This window comes from Acinetobacter lanii (assembly GCF_011578285.1).
Lineage (GTDB): Bacteria > Pseudomonadota > Gammaproteobacteria > Pseudomonadales > Moraxellaceae > Acinetobacter > Acinetobacter lanii.
Map to the genome: position 1 here is coordinate 1,885,573 of NZ_CP049916.1, position 15,730 is coordinate 1,901,302.

General features: G+C 40.7%; 18 protein-coding genes. 10 read left to right on the plus strand and 8 right to left on the minus strand.

Features of this window, described 5'->3' with window-relative positions:
* Positions 1-125: 125 nt before the first annotated feature.
* The gene (locus G8D99_RS08765) at positions 126-596 is read right to left on the minus strand and encodes a GNAT family N-acetyltransferase (RefSeq protein ID WP_166324614.1); all 471 of its coding nucleotides are present in this window, start codon (positions 594-596) and stop codon (positions 126-128) included.
* Positions 597-740: 144 nt separating this feature from the next.
* Between G8D99_RS08765 and G8D99_RS08770 the strand changes: the two genes are divergently transcribed.
* From G8D99_RS08770 to G8D99_RS08780, 3 genes are all read left to right on the plus strand, one after another.
* Positions 741-1,745: an adenosine kinase gene (locus G8D99_RS08770; RefSeq protein ID WP_166324617.1), complete on the plus strand. Its 1,005-nt coding sequence runs from the start codon at positions 741-743 to the stop codon at positions 1,743-1,745.
* Between the two features lie 16 nt (positions 1,746-1,761).
* The gene (locus G8D99_RS08775) at positions 1,762-2,070 is read left to right on the plus strand and encodes a Rieske (2Fe-2S) protein (RefSeq protein ID WP_171522600.1); all 309 of its coding nucleotides are present in this window, start codon (positions 1,762-1,764) and stop codon (positions 2,068-2,070) included.
* 156 nt (positions 2,071-2,226) lie between these two features.
* A complete protein-coding gene (locus tag G8D99_RS08780; protein WP_166324623.1) occupies positions 2,227-2,841 on the plus strand; it encodes an OB-fold-containig protein in 615 nt (204 codons plus the stop codon).
* Between the two features lie 461 nt (positions 2,842-3,302).
* On the opposite strand, the gene G8D99_RS08785 is transcribed toward G8D99_RS08780, so the two are convergent.
* Both G8D99_RS08785 and G8D99_RS08790 read right to left on the minus strand, forming a co-directional pair.
* Positions 3,303-3,821 carry an IS630 family transposase gene (locus G8D99_RS08785; RefSeq protein WP_166323680.1) on the minus strand — a complete coding sequence of 173 codons (519 nt, stop codon included), beginning with the start codon at positions 3,819-3,821 and terminating at the stop codon, positions 3,303-3,305.
* Between the two features lie 23 nt (positions 3,822-3,844).
* Positions 3,845-4,222: an IS630 transposase-related protein gene (locus G8D99_RS08790; protein WP_166324626.1), complete on the minus strand. Its 378-nt coding sequence runs from the start codon at positions 4,220-4,222 to the stop codon at positions 3,845-3,847.
* 354 nt (positions 4,223-4,576) lie between these two features.
* Here G8D99_RS08790 and cydP point away from each other — a divergent pair, with 354 nt between their 5' ends.
* From cydP to G8D99_RS08815, 5 genes are read left to right on the plus strand one after another with little or no spacing between them, the layout of a single operon-like run.
* Entirely contained in the window at positions 4,577-4,768 is a 192-nt protein-coding gene (gene cydP, locus G8D99_RS08795; RefSeq protein WP_166324629.1) for a cytochrome oxidase putative small subunit CydP, read from the plus strand.
* The gene (locus tag G8D99_RS08800) at positions 4,768-6,351 is read left to right on the plus strand and encodes a cytochrome ubiquinol oxidase subunit I (RefSeq protein ID WP_166324632.1); all 1,584 of its coding nucleotides are present in this window, start codon (positions 4,768-4,770) and stop codon (positions 6,349-6,351) included. Before cydP ends, G8D99_RS08800 begins: the two co-directional genes overlap by 1 nt.
* Positions 6,348-7,493: a cytochrome d ubiquinol oxidase subunit II gene (gene cydB / locus G8D99_RS08805; RefSeq protein ID WP_166324635.1), complete on the plus strand. Its 1,146-nt coding sequence runs from the start codon at positions 6,348-6,350 to the stop codon at positions 7,491-7,493. Before G8D99_RS08800 ends, cydB begins: the two co-directional genes overlap by 4 nt.
* Positions 7,494-7,516: 23 nt before the next feature.
* Positions 7,517-7,618 carry a cytochrome bd-I oxidase subunit CydX gene (gene cydX, locus G8D99_RS08810; protein WP_166324638.1) on the plus strand — a complete coding sequence of 34 codons (102 nt, stop codon included), beginning with the start codon at positions 7,517-7,519 and terminating at the stop codon, positions 7,616-7,618.
* 3 nt (positions 7,619-7,621) lie between these two features.
* Entirely contained in the window at positions 7,622-7,918 is a 297-nt protein-coding gene (locus G8D99_RS08815) for a cyd operon YbgE family protein (protein ID WP_166324641.1), read from the plus strand.
* Between the two features lie 145 nt (positions 7,919-8,063).
* On the opposite strand, the gene G8D99_RS08820 is transcribed toward G8D99_RS08815, so the two are convergent.
* From G8D99_RS08820 to ftsY, 5 genes are all read right to left on the minus strand, one after another.
* Entirely contained in the window at positions 8,064-8,624 is a 561-nt protein-coding gene (locus tag G8D99_RS08820; RefSeq protein WP_166324646.1) for a GNAT family N-acetyltransferase, read from the minus strand.
* A gap of 73 nt (positions 8,625-8,697) precedes the next feature.
* On the minus strand, positions 8,698-9,459 hold the full coding sequence (locus G8D99_RS08825) for a DUF2057 family protein (RefSeq protein WP_166324648.1): 762 nt from the start codon (positions 9,457-9,459) through the stop codon (positions 8,698-8,700).
* A 143-nt stretch (positions 9,460-9,602) separates the two neighbouring features.
* The gene (locus tag G8D99_RS08830; RefSeq protein ID WP_166324651.1) at positions 9,603-10,196 is read right to left on the minus strand and encodes a nitroreductase family protein; all 594 of its coding nucleotides are present in this window, start codon (positions 10,194-10,196) and stop codon (positions 9,603-9,605) included.
* A gap of 234 nt (positions 10,197-10,430) precedes the next feature.
* On the minus strand, positions 10,431-11,120 hold the full coding sequence (locus G8D99_RS08835) for a nitroreductase family protein (protein WP_166324654.1): 690 nt from the start codon (positions 11,118-11,120) through the stop codon (positions 10,431-10,433).
* A gap of 210 nt (positions 11,121-11,330) precedes the next feature.
* Positions 11,331-12,443: a signal recognition particle-docking protein FtsY gene (gene ftsY / locus G8D99_RS08840; protein ID WP_166324657.1), complete on the minus strand. Its 1,113-nt coding sequence runs from the start codon at positions 12,441-12,443 to the stop codon at positions 11,331-11,333.
* A gap of 285 nt (positions 12,444-12,728) precedes the next feature.
* Here ftsY and G8D99_RS08845 point away from each other — a divergent pair, with 285 nt between their 5' ends.
* Complete coding sequence (locus G8D99_RS08845; protein ID WP_406741518.1) at positions 12,729-14,024, plus strand: M16 family metallopeptidase; 1,296 nt, start codon at positions 12,729-12,731, stop codon at positions 14,022-14,024.
* 15 nt (positions 14,025-14,039) lie between these two features.
* Complete coding sequence (locus G8D99_RS08850; RefSeq protein WP_166324660.1) at positions 14,040-15,686, plus strand: M16 family metallopeptidase; 1,647 nt, start codon at positions 14,040-14,042, stop codon at positions 15,684-15,686.
* Positions 15,687-15,730: the final 44 nt, after the last annotated feature.

Here is a 15,730-nt window from a genome sequence, read left to right on the forward strand (position 1 = left end):
CGCTGATTTAAATCACGGTGTTGTTTTTTAGTTTCACATCGAACAGACGCGATATGGTCTGTTCGAAATAATCAATGTAATGAATGACTCAAATTAGATCATTGACTGAGTTGGTTCATCAAGCGTCATTCAACTGAACCCAATGAATTGATCAGATATTTAAAATAGTTGTAGCTCGGATGGTTAGCCACATGTACATAATTCATTTTTTGGTAAAAATGCGCTGCGGATTGCGTGTCGGTATTGAGACACAGTGCCGAAAAATGACTTACAGCTTTCTTTTCTAAATGCTGAAGCAATTGTTTACCGACCCCATATTTACGATACTGCGGTAATACATAAAAACGACGCACTCGACCAATGTGCTTGCCATGAGTGTCTTCACTGCGTTGTTGATTTAAGCCCCCACAAGCAATCAGTTTTTTGCCATCATAGGCCATCAGTAAAAACTCACCCTGCTGATCAAATTTGTTTGTCCCATTGTTAAATTCTTCAATCATTCGACCAACAAAACTAAAGCCTTCAGACACTGCCTGTTTTTCTAATTCGGCAATTTCTTTTGGTAATTCTGTAACTGGTTGAATTTCAATATCCATGGATCCATTCCAAATCTTTATTTTCCTCCTTTTTACACCAATTCCAGTTGAAAAATCACCCCATCTTGAATTTTATTCATCAATCTATAGTCTAAGGAGATATTGGTGTAAACTTTGCTCTTTTACATTGATGTGATTAAGAACATGGCTACTGTTGACCTTTTTGCAATTGGTAATGCACTGATTGACCAAGAATTTAAAGTTTCAGATGAGTTTTTAGCAGAACAAAATTTGCAAAAAGGCACTATGCAATTGACCGATGGTGAAACGCAAGCCCAACTTTTTCAAAATCTACAAAACAGTCAAGTCTATAAAGGTCAAGCCTCAGGCGGTTCAGCTGCCAACACCACTGTGGCTTTTAGCGCACTGGGTGGTTCTGCTTTTTATGGTTGCCGTGTGGGTAATGACGAATTAGGCAGCGTGTATCTAGATGGTCTCAATGATGCCGGCATTCTCACTTCAAAAAAATCAATCAGTGAAGGCGTCACAGGCACTTGCATGGTTTTGGTCAGCCCTGACTCAGAGCGTACTATGCATACCTATTTGGGGATTACCGCAGAACTGACCGATAGCCAAATCGACTTTGAGTCGCTTAAAACAGCAAAATGGTTGTATATCGAAGGTTATTTGTCTACCAGCGATAGCGCACGTGTAGCGGTTCAACAAGCGCGCCAAATTGCCAAAGATAATCAAGTGAAAATCGCTTTAACTTTGTCTGATCCTGCAATGGTGCAATATGCACGTACAGGCTTAGAAGAACTTTTGGATGATGGTGTAGATCTATTGTTCTGTAATGAGCAAGAAGCAGTGATGTATACCCAAACAGAAACTATTGAGGCTGCTTTAGCTGCTTTGAAAAGCTTGGCGAAAACAGTGGTGATTACACTGGGTGCTGAAGGTGCTTTGGTTGCAACTGCCGAAGAGCATATTCAAGTTGCCGGTCGAAAAGTCACTGCTGTTGATACCAATGGTGCTGGAGATGCATTCTCGGGTGCATTTTTATATGCCTTAAATGCCGGTAAAGATTTACAAACGGCAGCAGAATTGGCTATCTTAATTTCTAGCCAAGTGGTTGCACAGTTTGGACCACGTTTAGCTGTTGCAGACTACCCAAAATTACTCAAACAACTTGAAGTGGAAAGCGTATAAGATGGAAAAAATTTGCATGATGGAAGAAATTCCTGAACGTGAAGCTCGATCTTTTGAAACGAGCGAGGGAGATAATATCTTTATTACCCAACGAGATGGTGCCTTCTTCGCATACCAAAACTTGTGTCCACATCTGCAAGTTGAACTTGAGTTTTTAGAAAACCAATTTTTAGATCGTGATCAGCAGTTTATTGAGTGTTCGACCCATGGCGCGCTGTTCGATGTTGAAACAGGACTGTGTATTTCAGGACCTTGCCAAGGCGACTCGCTTGAAAAAGTAGAGATCAAAGTGCATTCCGATGGTGGTATTTATTTACAAGATTGATCCCTTGCATCAAGTGATGCGATGATTGATTAGAACTATTGATTAGAACTTCAAAATGTCCCATTCAAGTGCTGAATGGGATAGCTCTAAAGATTTAGAACAGTTAGAAATACTTCAATAATATCGCTTAATAGAAACATAACCCGAGAGTTCACTATGCTTGCATTCTTATTTGAATATGACTTAATGCCGTTTCATCTAAGTGTGCTCATGCTGTTTATGCTCAGTATGGCAGAAACCTTAGGCTATTATATTGGGCTGCGTCCAAGTACCTTTTTTAAAAAAGTTGCGCCACATTGGCTGATTGACTCGCCATGGATTCAAGTCAAATTTTCCAAAGTGCTGATCTTTGTCTTTCTACTGATCAATTTCAGCTTCTCAGGGTATTTCATCCAACTGATCAGCTTTGCTTATCAACACGAATTTATGCCGTGGTACTACGCTGTTTTGCCTGCCTTGATCATTGGCATTTTTTTTACTGTGTTTATGATTCATTGTTTGGATCAAGTGATTCGTCCAAAGTTTCAAACCTCTCATTCCAATCTGCTCGGTCGTTTAGCCACCGTGTCAAGTGGCAATGCCCGCCCCGGTTTTTCCGCACAAGCGCGAGTGCGTGATGAATTTGGACAACTGCATTATGTGCAGGTTGAACCTGAATTTGGTGAGCTTGAGTTTCAGTCACAAGTGCTATTGATCCGCTTTAAACGCTCACATTACATTGCCAAGAAAATTGCCCACTCCAATCAATTGTTTTGCGCCGAACAAATCTAAGCTATAAACATTTAAAGTCAGCATTCCAGATTAAATTTCTCTATTCCGACTCCTTAAAAATGATCAGCAGAGTCGTCAGCTACGTCCTTATTTTTTTAAATTTGAATTCATTCCTGTATCGATCGATTGTGATGTATAGACACTTTTTGATCAAATACCATTGTCAAATATTACTCTTCCTTGAGTGCATTTTACGAATATTGCTTGTGTTCAAACTGCACTATTATTAAACGTCTTTCATAAATCAATTTTCATCCTATTAAAATTTAATAATGGAGATTCCCTCTCCTTTTAGGAGAGGGCTAGGGAGAGGTTGTTTTTAGATTAAAATACCCTTATCCCTACTTCCTCACAGAGAGAATAGGAAATTTGATTGATCCTTTAGATCGTGGTTCTATGATCATTTTTTGATTTTGAAAGAGCTCTATTCTGATGACATATAGCTAAGTATAGAATATAAGCTACATCATCTTGAATGCAATATCCAAAGCGTCGGGAAGTGTTTTATTGCTATGGGCAACCATATGTCTGACTTTACTTTTTAGGACAGACCATGCTCTCTCAATAGGATTTAGATCAGGACTATATGCAGGTAGATAAACAATTCTTATCTGATATCGTGCTGCCAAGTCATCAATTACTCGACCTTTATGAATGGATGCATTATCTAGAATCAGCAAATAACTCTTAGTCTGATCATCCTTTTGCTTTAAATCCTGCAACAAATATTCCAACCAACAGACAAAAATATTCCGATCACACGAACCGTGAAAAACTAAAGGTTGAGTAAACTTGAATGGTGCATTTGATCTGACCGCACTGATCATACTGAGTCTCGTGCCATGCCCACCTGACTTAAATGCATGACAACGTTGACCTTTTGGAGACCAACCATATTCTGCGGTTTCATTGGTATTGATGCCTGATTCATCGATATAAAGAATGTGATCTTCACCATATTGCTGCTTCCACTGAGGCAAACACCATTCAAATACAGCACGGCTTAACTTGCAGGCTTGTTTGTAGAGAAAACTCTTTTTTTACGCGTCCAACCCATCTTATTTAGAGCTTTTAAAATGACATGATAGCCAACGCTATAACCGAATTTCTGTTCAAACAAAGGAATAAGATCTTTAGCTTGGGTAAATGGCGTTGTTTTTACAAATGCTTCAAAAGCTTGCAGGTCCAGAATCTTTGAGGGACGTCCTACATTTGGAGACTTAGGTTGTTTGAGTTGACCAGTCTGCTGTTCGATCAGGATCCAATCATCGAGCGTGGTTCTGGCAATATTAAATATTTCGCACGTCTTAGATTTATGCTTTGACTCTTTATAAAACTGCATGGCTTTTTCGCGTAAATCGACAGAATATGTTTTTGGCATGGTCTTAAAGATTAAAGTTTTTTCTATTGTAGCTCATCTTAAACTTTTAGCTATAAAACCCTCTCAATCCTTTATTTTTAATTTTAAATTGATTTTTATTTAAAACCAAGCAAACAAGTTGGTTATTAAAAAATTAAACCCTAGCATTTTAATCAGTATTATTTTATTAAAATCAACCAAATTAGTCGGAATTAAATACTCATTAAATTAGAATATTTTTTGTTTAATTTATTTTTTAAGTTGATGTTTTATATATAATTAAAAAATTAATAATATTTATATTTTTTGATCTATTTATTTTATGTTTCAATTTGTTTAATAATATACCCGTAACAACAAATATAGGCTTTTTCTATGAGCTTAAATACCAAAGATTCAAACAAAAATCTGATCAAAGAAATTACTTTTATTCTGATTATTAAAGTCATTCTTTTGCTGACGATTAAAAATATTTGGTTTGATGCACCGACGATTCCCAAAAATTTTGATAACCAAGTTGCCGAGCGTATTGCTGGCAGTTCTTCCTCAATCAAGGAGACACGTTGATGATTTCTGAAAGCGTGGTCGATCTTTCGCGGTTCCAATTTGCAATGACCGCAATGTATCACTTTATTTTTGTACCACTGACCATTGGTCTTGCCTTTATTCTTGCCATTATGGAAACCACCTATGTGATTACCGGCAAAGAAATTTATCGTGACATGACCAAATTTTGGGGCAAGCTTTTCGGGATTAACTTTGCCTTAGGTGTGACCACAGGTCTGACCATGGAGTTTCAGTTTGGTACTAACTGGGCCTACTACTCGCACTATGTGGGAGACATTTTCGGGGCACCATTGGCCATTGAAGGCTTGATGGCGTTCTTCCTCGAATCGACTTTCATTGGCCTATTTTTCTTTGGCTGGGATCGCTTGTCTAAAGTGCAACATTTGGCCGTGACTTGGCTGGTGGCCATTGGCTCAAATATGTCAGCGCTGTGGATTTTGGTGGCGAATGGTTGGATGCAAAATCCTGTTGGTGCGGCATTTAACTATGAAACTATGCGTATGGAATTGGTGGACTTTGGTGCGCTGATTTTTAACCCTGTGGCACAGGTGAAATTTGTCCATACAGTGTCCGCAGGTTATGTCACTGGTGCGATTTTCGTGTTGGCTATCTCAAGTTTTTACTTACTGAAAAAACGTGATGTGCCCTTTGCACGTCGTTCATTCGCCATTGCGGCTATTTTCGGACTCGCATCTACACTTTCAGTGATTTTATTGGGTGATGAATCGGGTTATGAATTAGGCGATGTTCAAAAAACTAAACTTGCAGCGATTGAAGCAGAATGGGATACCCACCCTGCGCCTGCGCCATTCACTTTGTTTGGTATTCCAAATCAAGAAGAACAACGCACGGATTATGCCATCAAAATTCCATATGTGATGGGCATCATTGCAACACGTTCTCTTGATAAAGAAGTGATGGGCATTAAAGACCTGATGGTTCAGCATGAACAACGCATCCGTAACGGTATGGTGGCTTATGCACAACTTGAACGTTTACGTGCCGGCGATACCTCTCCTGAACTGAAAGCCGCGTTTGATCAAACTCAAAAAGACTTAGGTTATGGCTTACTCCTGAAGAAATACACGCCTGATGTGGTTGACGCAACAGAACAACAAATTCAAGCCGCAACCAAAGACACCATTCCGAATGTGACTGCATTGTTCTTTTCATTCCGTGCCATGGTTGCATCTGGTTTCCTTATGTTGCTGTTGTTTATTTTGGCGACCTTTGCGGTGGCAAAACGCAATGCCGAAGAAAAACCATGGTTACTTAAATTTGCGTTGTACTCTCTTCCATTGCCATGGATTGCAGCACAAACCGGTTGGTATGTGGCTGAGGGTGGTCGTCAACCTTGGACCATTGGTGAAGTTTTACCTACTCACCTTTCTGCATCTAGCTTAAGCACAGGTGATGTCTGGGGATCCATCATTGCTTTGGCAGCGTTCTATACCGTCTTACTGATTATTGAAATGTACCTAATGATTCGCTTCTCACGTCTTGGACCAAGTTCATTGCATACCGGTAAATACCATTTCGAGAAACTTGAAGCGAAACAAGCTGCGCAGGAGGCTCAATCATGATCGAATATGAATTATTGAAAATCATTTGGTGGGTGCTTGTTGGCATACTCTTGATCGGCTTTGCGTTGACCGATGGTTTCGACATGGGCTCCATGGCGATCATGCCCTTTGTTGGTAAAAAAGATGAAGAACGTCGTGCAGCCATCAATACCATTGCCCCGCATTGGGATGGTAACCAAGTTTGGTTTATTACCGCAGGTGGAGCTTTATTTGCGGCATGGCCAATGGTATACGCCACTGCCTTCTCTGGCATGTACTGGGCACTGCTGTTGGTACTATTTGCTCTGTTCTTACGCCCTGTGGGCTTCGACTATCGCTCTAAACTTGAAAATAACCAATGGCGGAATGCATGGGATTGGGGCTTAGCCGTTGGGGGTGCCGTGCCTGCACTCGTGTTCGGTGTCGCGTTTGGCAATATGTTCTTGGGTGTCCCGTTCACCTTAGACGAAACCGTACGCTCAACCTACACAGGTAGCTTCTTTGCCTTACTCAATCCATTTGCATTGGTCTGTGGTCTGGTAAGTTTATCGATGCTGTGTGCACATGGGGGTGCATGGTTGATGCTGCGTACTGACGGCGACTTACGTGCTCGTTCTGCAAACGCAACGAAACTGATGGGCATCCTATTCTTAGTGTGCTTCTTAGGTGCAGGGGCTTGGTTATACTTCGGCAATATTGAAGGTTATACATTAGCCCAACCATTTGACACCAATGCAGCAGCCAATCCTTTGGCGAAAGAAGTAATCACCAATAACAATCATGGTTGGATGAATAACTATTCAATCTATCCAATCACCATGGTTGCACCCATTATGGCAATTATTGGTGGATTGATTATTGTGATCGGCGCAGCTAAAGCCAAAGCCGGTATAACTTTTACAGGTACATCATTGGCGGTAACAGGTTCGATTTTAACAGCAGGTTTTGCCCTATTCCCATTCCTGATGCCTTCAAGCTTGAACCCAAATGTCAGCTTAACCATGTGGGATGCGGTATCCAGCAAAATGACGCTTAGCGTGATGACCGTTGCGGCGTGTATCTTTGTTCCACTTATTTTGTGCTACACCACTTGGTGCTACTACAAAATGTGGGGCGTCATTACCAACAAACATGTGCAAGACAACTCGCACAGCTTGTATTAATCCAACCGATTCGGAGAATAAAAATGTGGTATTTCGCATGGATCCTGGGTGTTTTGATGGCTTGCTTTGCAGGTGTACTCAGTGCCATTTATTTAGAACAATATCAAGATTTGGATGAGGAATAAGCCATGACAGAAGTTGCAATGACACAAGAAAAGAGTCAGCCAAACCGTTTTGCCATGCTTATTTCTTTCCTCATGGCATTGCCACTTGCAGCGGTTTTGTTGATTCATCCAAGCATGATGCTCGATGCCAATGGAGAGTATAGCCACCGCGCCATGATGTTCATTATGATCGGCATTTCAGGTGGATTTATTCACGGTGTGGGCTTTGTTGCCAAGTTTTGGCTATGGAAATATTTATTTAACCCTTATGTGGCGTGGCCATTAATGATCTTTGGCTATTACACGTGGCTGTTTAAATAGTTGATTTGCATAGGCTCAAACAATCGGCACGATTAAAAAAAGCCCTCAATTGAGGGCTTTTTTTAGCAAGATTGAAGAATAAAGCACAGATTCTTTTTTGGTTTTCAGTTAAATCAACGAATCGTATGAATATAAACAATAAAAATTAAGTCCCGACTTGCTTTTGCATTTGAATCATTTTCAGTTCAACCAGCGGTTCACCGACATCCGCATCCGCTGGATAGTCTTCCACTACACCGGTCACCACATAGCCACGGCGTTCATAATAAGCAATCAACTCTTCACGCACATCCAAAACCCACATGGTGAAAGTTTTCAATTTCGGTTCATGCTTAATCGCATATAATTCTGCTGCTTGTAAGACTTGTTGACCAAACCCTGAGGCTTGCCAAGCCGGCGCAATACAATAAGTGCCAATTTCAGCATCGAATTTCGAGTAGCTCAATGCAATACAGCCCACGATTTCTTCATGTGATTGGGTGTTCAGTTCAGCAATCAACAATTGCGCGTCATGACTAGGGCTATGTTGACGCTGTAACAAGGCCTCAAGTTGCGCTTGATTAATACGATCCCCCGAAATAATACCCGCTTCACTGGTCCAACTTTGATCATGTTGCTGTCGATATGCGGCATTAATCATTTTCAATAAGGGTGCAATGTCCTTGTTTTCAGCCAATCTAAACTTAAGCGTTTGCATACCATCCATCTACATCCATATCATCTTCACTGTTTTAGCACAGATTGATTCAAGTTTTGATGAATATTTTTAGCTATATCAGTCACTCATGATCGCTTAACCAAGATATAAATTTTTGTCGCTCAGGTTTTGACGCCTTTTGCCACAGTTCAATCATTTGCTGATCTTTGGACACTTGCATTTTATTATTGTCAGCGTTGGTTAAAGGCGAGTGAATCACTGATAGATTAGATGCTGTTGGGCTAGGAACTGACTGCTTGGATGTCGATTGATTTACAGTGGCAGGAGCATATACATCTGTTTGAAGCTGACCAAGCAAACCACTCAATAAAGATTTTGAACGTTGCATATTGCGTTGTTGAATTGCAACCTGTTGATGATTTTGGTCATATAAAGCGATGACAGGTTGCTCAACATATTTCTTGGCTGCATCAAAGTCTTCAGGCGCTTGCACTAACCCCAATCGGTAACGCTGTTGATCTTGTAGCTTGGGAATTTGAATCAATATGTCATCGGACTTTAAAATGTCATGTTGCGAATTACCATGATCAAAATACTGTTGATAGCGTACCGTCAATTCAGCAGGGCCTGACTCAATTTGATATTCTTTCGCATTCTTCAAAAAACCACTTTTGACTGCGTGTTGGTTAATCGACAGCACCACAATATTTTCAGGACTGTGCAAAGTACTTGCTGACCATACGCTGGCACTGAATAAACCACTTATACAGATCAATGCTACTTTTAATGCGTGATGACGAAACTGGATATTTTTAGGTTTAAAGTCTGATTTGAAAAAAAATTGCTTGGATTTTAATCCAACAATGGATAGTGGGTTCAACATGCGTCATCGTAATTTTATAAGAATGTTGTAGTGAATATGCCGATCACTTATTGCATTTATATGACAATGCTCAGCGCACATCCCAAATTGACACAAAAAAGGATGCCGAAGCATCCTTTTCACATCAAGACATGGATTGAAACTTAGTTAAAGGTTTTAAAACGAGTCGCATCATCAATAAAGGTTTTATCACCTGCAGGAGCTTCAATTGAACCCAATACCAATTGGGCACGAAGTTTCCAACTTGCAGGAATATCAAACGTTTGTGCCACTTCTTCATCTACAATTGGATTGTAATGTTGTAGTGATGCACCAATATTCTGTTCAGCCAATGCTGTCCATACCGCAAATTGTGCGATTGCAGTCGAATGTTCAGACCATACTGGGAAGTTATCTGCATACAGTGCAAACTGCTCTTGTAATGCTTTGACCACATCTTGATCTTCATAGAACAATACGGTCGCATAGCCTGCTTTAAAACTGTTGATCTTGTCACTTGTCCCTTGGAATGCATCGGCAGGCACAATTTTACGCAAGGTTTCAAGGACAATTGTCCAGAACTGTTCATGCGATTGACCAAACAAAGTCACCACACGTGAAGTTTGTGAGTTAAAAGACGATGGACTGTGCTTTACTGCTTCTTTGATGATGCTTTCAATTTTAACGTTGTCTAAAGTGACATTTTTACCAATGGCATAAATGGTACGACGTTGTTTAATTTGATCTAAAAATGACATGTTTAAATCCTTATTTTGCGATAGAGGTCTTATTAAGATGAATCCATCATATAAACAAATTTTCAATCCGTCAGCCTGATCTATATAACAATGTGTTCTAAATTTGGAACACAAGCTGCTAAGCCAACTACCGCACTACGCATTCATTGCTTAGAAATAATGGATGAAGATAAAAAATCCGAAGATGGCCTTCGGATTTTGTTGATGACTTAAATCTAAGCTTTCAATACCCTGTTAAATATCATGATAAACACGGAACAATGTTTCATCATCTTCAACAAATTTTTCTGCCGCCGACTTTTGAATTGAACCAAACACCAATTGTGCTTTCATATGCCAGCTTGCAGGCAAGTCAAACATCGCTGTCGTTTCAAGGTCAATTGCAGGATTATAATGATGCAAAGCTGCCCCTAAACCTGCACTCGACAATGCAGTCCACACTGCAAATTGTGCCATACCTGAAGTTTGTTCAGACCAAACCGTAAATTCTGCCGCTTGTAGCGGTTTAAGTTTTTGCAGTTGACGCACCACTTCCAAATCTTCAAAAAACAACACCGTGCCATAGGCTTTCATACACTGATCAATTTTCATATGCGCACTTTCAACAATGTGTTCAGGTAAGTTTTTCGCTTGAACACTTTTGACCATGTCCCAAAATTTAAAATGCGCTTTATCGGTCAAAATAATCACCCGCACACTTTGAGAGTTCAGTGCAGATGGACAGCAATGTACCGCTTCTTTGATCAAATCGCTTAAAGAATCTGAACTATACAACACCTTTTTACCCAAGCTTTTGATGGTGCGGCGCTGTTTCATATAGTGCAGTAAATCTTTATCTGCCTCTTCATTACTCCGATTTTTCTGACGTGAATCGCGCGATAAATCGGTTTTTAATACCTGCCCCAAGCGTGACAATAAAGCCATGACATCTTCCCCAAGAAAATCTGCATTATTAAAATTTAATGATTCTATTTTAAAGACTTATGGCATATTTCGCACTTTTCTGGAGCTTAAATTGCACAGTTATAAAGCAGTTGAAGCGCTAAAAGCAGAAAAACCCTACATTAAGTAGGGTTTTTCTAAATTCAAGTTCAATTTTCACATTTAAATATTGAATTTTAAACTGATCAAAAATTATTTATCAGTCTCAAACAGTGCTGCAACAAATGATTTTGCAGAGAATGGACGTAGGTCATCAATTTTCTCGCCGACGCCAATAAATCGAATCGGTACATGAGTACGACTCGCGATATTGAACAATACCCCACCTTTGGCAGTACCATCGAGTTTGGTAATGGTTAAACCGGTTAAACCCACCGCTTCATCAAACATTTCAACCTGATTAATCGCGTTTTGACCGGTACCTGCATCCACCACCAACATCACTTCATGTGGCGCAGTCGCATCAATTTTTTGCATCACACGTTTAACTTTGGTCAGCTCTTGCATCAAGTGACCTTTGTTATGCAAACGACCTGCGGTATCTGCAATCAGGACATCAATGCCTTTGGCACGCGCACTTTCGAAAGCATCAAAAATCACAGAAGCACTGTCAGCCCCATGACCTTGCGCAACCACGGCAATATTATTGCGCTCACCCCAAATTTGCAGTTGTTCAGTCGCTGCGGCACGGAAAGTATCGCCCGCTGCCAACATCACCTTCTTGCCTTCACCTTGCAAGCGTTTTGCCAATTTACCAATCGTGGTGGTTTTACCTACACCATTCACCCCAACCACCAAAATTACATACGGACTTTTAGCCGGGTCAATGTGTAAAGGTTTCACACGCGGTGCAAGCAATGCCACCAATTCTTCCTGAAGCGCTTTATACAGTGAGTGTGAGTAAATCAAATCACCACGCGCCGTACGTTCGGTTAAATTGGTAATAATGGTTTTGGTCGCTTCAACACCAATATCGGCAACCAACAATTGCTCTTCCACTTCTTCAAGCAATTCATCGTCAATCTCCTTGCCACCGATCAAAATATTGACCATACCATCGGCAAAGTTTTTACGAGACTTGCTTAAGCCCTCTTTCATACGGCTAAAGAAACCGCCTTTTTTTGGCTGTTCTTCTTCAGTTTCAGACTCAATACTATTCGCCACAGGCGTTTGCGGTGCGTGTACTGCAGCGCTTACTTTATTATTTTCAATAATAGGCACATCAACCGCGGGCAAACTCGGTAAAGTGACATCGTCATCACCGATATCCGCATCAATCAAGAATTTATTTTGCTGTTCTTGCATGCCGATTCCTTGAAAAGCATAGCGATTAAAAGAAATAAGTTTAGCATAGATTCTTGATATTTCATGTCCTAGCGCGACTTTTAAAGCGCTAAACCAAAATGCAACACGCTGAACTTGCAATCAAATGCATTATTTTGAAAAATAGCATAGATAATAAACACATTCGGATGTCATGTGATTGGTTTCAAATCTTCTATTTGGGCATATAGGTCACATCTATCAGGTTTTAGCTCACGCTTCTGCGCAATCAGTCTGAGCTTAGCGGGTCTCTTTCACTGCACACAAATTCAAGCTGCTGAATCTGTCAATGCTAGTCGTAACACCATTGATACAACCTTGAGCAATGGACTCAAAGTGATTATTCGAGAAGATCATCGCGCGCCGATTGTACTGAGCCAAATTTGGTATGCGGTGGGCAGTAGCGACGAATCTGGTAATCTGCTCGGCATTTCGCATGTACTTGAACACATGATGTTCAAGGGCACCAAAAAAGTTCCTGATGATGAATTTACCCGCTTAAGTCGGATTTATGGCGGCAGTATCAATGCCTTTACTTCGACCAATTACACCAACTATTTTCAACTTTATCCCAAAAAATACTTTCCACTGGCTTTAGAGCTAGAAGCCGATCGTATGCGCAATCTGGTGTTACGCCAGCAAGACTTTGAACCTGAAATTAAGGTAGTAATGGAAGAAAGACGGCAACGGACCGATGACAATCCGCGTAATTTGGCTTTTGAACGTTTTAAATGGATTGCTTACCCCACCAGTCATTATCGCCAACCCACCATCGGTTTAATGAAAAATTTAAATAACATTCAACTCAAAGACTTACAACACTGGTATCAAACCTGGTACACCCCGAATAATGCCACTTTGGTGATTGTTGGCGATGTCAATCCCGAAGCGACCATTCAACTGGTTGAAAAGTACTTTGGTCAAATCCCGAAGCAAAATACGCCTGATCGTAATGATGTTTTAGAATTTGACCGTTTAGGCTTTCGCCAATTGGAGATGAATCTGCCGGTACAAGTGCCCAATCTCTATATGGCATGGAATGTCAAATCCTTAAAAACTGCCAAAAACCCGCAAGACGCCTATGCCCTCACCATTATTCAAACCCTTTTGGACGGCGGAATTTCATCCCGTTTACAAGATCGCTTGGTTCGAGATCGTAAAATTTTAACGTCGATTGATGTCAGCTATGATCCTTATAACCGTGGTGACAGTCTGTTTATTATTTCAGCCCTACCTGCTGATGGAGTCAGCCTCAATCAAGCGCAAACCGCCATTCAAGCTCAAATGGATTTATTTAAAACTGAATTGGTCAACCAAAATGAATTAGACGCAGTCAAAGCCAATTTCGTGTCGCATTTGGTCTATAGCCAAGATGATATTGCTGGACAAGCTCGGATGATTGGACAACTTGAAGTCAATGGATTGGACTATCGTTTTCTCGATCAATTGCCCAAGCATTATGAGACAGTGACTTCAGCAGACATTCAACGGATTGCCAATGTATTTTTTGTCCGAGACAATTTAAGTGTTTTGCATCTTATGCCTGAACAACAACAAAAATAAAGGAACAAAATATTGATGTTGAATTTGAAAAAAATAAATACACAATCGAAAGATTTACAGGCAAACATTCCATCTGCAGAGCCGCAATACCTTCAAAAAAAATCAGCTTGGCGTTTAAGATGTGTTGTTCATCCAGTCTTCAGTTTATGTTTATACCTATTATTTCCATTAAGTAGCTTTGCCGATGTTGAACAATTGATTAATGAAAATGAAGACTCAAGTCTATCCACCCGTGGCTTAAAATCGATTGCTGTGTTGCAAAGCCTAAAGCATCTTGAAAAAAAATCTTTAAATTCCGCACCCTTTGTCCAAGAACTCCCCAATGCACAACAGGTCCGTAGCTTATTTGTAGCGACTCAAGCCTTACCCATTGTCGACATTCAACTGACCTTTCATGCCGGTTCTGCACATGATGAAAGCATTGAAAAAGGCCTATTTGGTGTGGCCAACATGGCAGCAAAACTTATGCCCGAAGGGACCGATCAATACAGCGCTAAACAGCTTGCTCACGCCTTTGATGCTTTAGGCGCACAATTCAATGTCAATGCCTATCGGGACATGTTTATTGTGCGGTTAAGGGTACTGTCGGATCCGAAAAAGTTAGAGTCGGCTTTAGATTTAATGTTGCATTTGATTAATCATGCCAACTTTAATGCTTCAGGGCTGAATTTAGTCTTAAACAACACCAAAATTGGACAAAAACAAGTTCAGGAAAATCCAAGTCGGCTGATGGGAATCAAATTTTATCGGAGCCTATATGGTCAGCATCCTTATGCTGAACCCAGTGTGGGTACGCAAGGCAGTGTCAAAAAAATCACGCCTGAAAGGCTTAAAACCTTTAGAGATCGATTGTTAGTGGCGCAGAATTCTAATATTGCCATTACCGGCGATTTAACCGCACCCCAAGCCACAGCATTGGCCAATAAAATTACACAAAACTTACCGCAAGGCGAGCCAGCAGCCGCCATTCCTGAAGCGATTGAACACCAAGATTTTAATCTTCAATTTATCCCACATCATTCAAGTCAGGCATATATTACTATGGGGCATTTGGGCATACGTCATGCCGATCCTAATCGGGCAGCACTCGAGGTCGCCAATCGAATTTTTGGTGGTGGAAGTTTCAGCTCATTACTCTCGAAAGAACTTCGAATAAAACGCGGCTACACCTACAGCGCATCGAGCAATTTAACCAGTACTGAAGCTCCCGGGGTGTTTTCACTGACCTACTCCACCCAACAAGATCAACTGATGGACAGCATTCAAGTTGCGCATCAAACTCTGATCAATTTTATTCAACAGCCTTTAACCAAAACCCAACTCGAAGAAACCAAAGAAGGTTTGTTACGCGCCTATCCGATGAGTTTTAGCAGCAATGCCAACATTAATGCACAAATTGCTTCAATTGGTTTTTACGGTCTACCCACCGATTATTTGAATCAATACCAAAAGCAAATCAACGCCCTCACTGTGAAAGACGTACAAAAAGCAATACACCAACACTTACATGCAGATAAGTTGACTGTCGTGGTGGTGGCACAATCGCTTGATATGAAAGCCCTTAAGAACAGCTTAAACCGCAATATCGGGATTGAAGTGGAGCAGAATGTTCATTCCACTGATGCCAAGACACCAACTAAAACTACATTAGCAACCCAATAAGGGCATCAGACATAAGGTATTGTGATAGCGTCTAGGTCTAAATA

Coding starts and splice junctions, on each gene's coding strand:
- G8D99_RS08820 (WP_166324646.1), bottom strand. CDS start 8,624: ATGGATGGTATGCAAACGCTTAAGTTTAGATTGGCTGAAAACAAGGAC.
- G8D99_RS08815 (WP_166324641.1), top strand. CDS start 7,622: ATGACAGAAGTTGCAATGACACAAGAAAAGAGTCAGCCAAACCGTTTT.
- cydP (WP_166324629.1), top strand. CDS start 4,577: ATGAGCTTAAATACCAAAGATTCAAACAAAAATCTGATCAAAGAAATT.
- ftsY (WP_166324657.1), bottom strand. CDS start 12,443: ATGCAAGAACAGCAAAATAAATTCTTGATTGATGCGGATATCGGTGAT.
- G8D99_RS08835 (WP_166324654.1), bottom strand. CDS start 11,120: ATGGCTTTATTGTCACGCTTGGGGCAGGTATTAAAAACCGATTTATCG.
- G8D99_RS08830 (WP_166324651.1), bottom strand. CDS start 10,196: ATGTCATTTTTAGATCAAATTAAACAACGTCGTACCATTTATGCCATT.
- cydB (WP_166324635.1), top strand. CDS start 6,348: ATGATCGAATATGAATTATTGAAAATCATTTGGTGGGTGCTTGTTGGC.
- G8D99_RS08770 (WP_166324617.1), top strand. CDS start 741: ATGGCTACTGTTGACCTTTTTGCAATTGGTAATGCACTGATTGACCAA.
- G8D99_RS08800 (WP_166324632.1), top strand. CDS start 4,768: ATGATTTCTGAAAGCGTGGTCGATCTTTCGCGGTTCCAATTTGCAATG.
- G8D99_RS08765 (WP_166324614.1), bottom strand. CDS start 596: ATGGATATTGAAATTCAACCAGTTACAGAATTACCAAAAGAAATTGCC.
- G8D99_RS08850 (WP_166324660.1), top strand. CDS start 14,040: ATGTTGAATTTGAAAAAAATAAATACACAATCGAAAGATTTACAGGCA.
- G8D99_RS08780 (WP_166324623.1), top strand. CDS start 2,227: ATGCTTGCATTCTTATTTGAATATGACTTAATGCCGTTTCATCTAAGT.
- G8D99_RS08775 (WP_171522600.1), top strand. CDS start 1,762: ATGATGGAAGAAATTCCTGAACGTGAAGCTCGATCTTTTGAAACGAGC.
- G8D99_RS08790 (WP_166324626.1), bottom strand. CDS start 4,222: ATGCCAAAAACATATTCTGTCGATTTACGCGAAAAAGCCATGCAGTTT.
- cydX (WP_166324638.1), top strand. CDS start 7,517: ATGTGGTATTTCGCATGGATCCTGGGTGTTTTGATGGCTTGCTTTGCA.
- G8D99_RS08825 (WP_166324648.1), bottom strand. CDS start 9,459: ATGTTGAACCCACTATCCATTGTTGGATTAAAATCCAAGCAATTTTTT.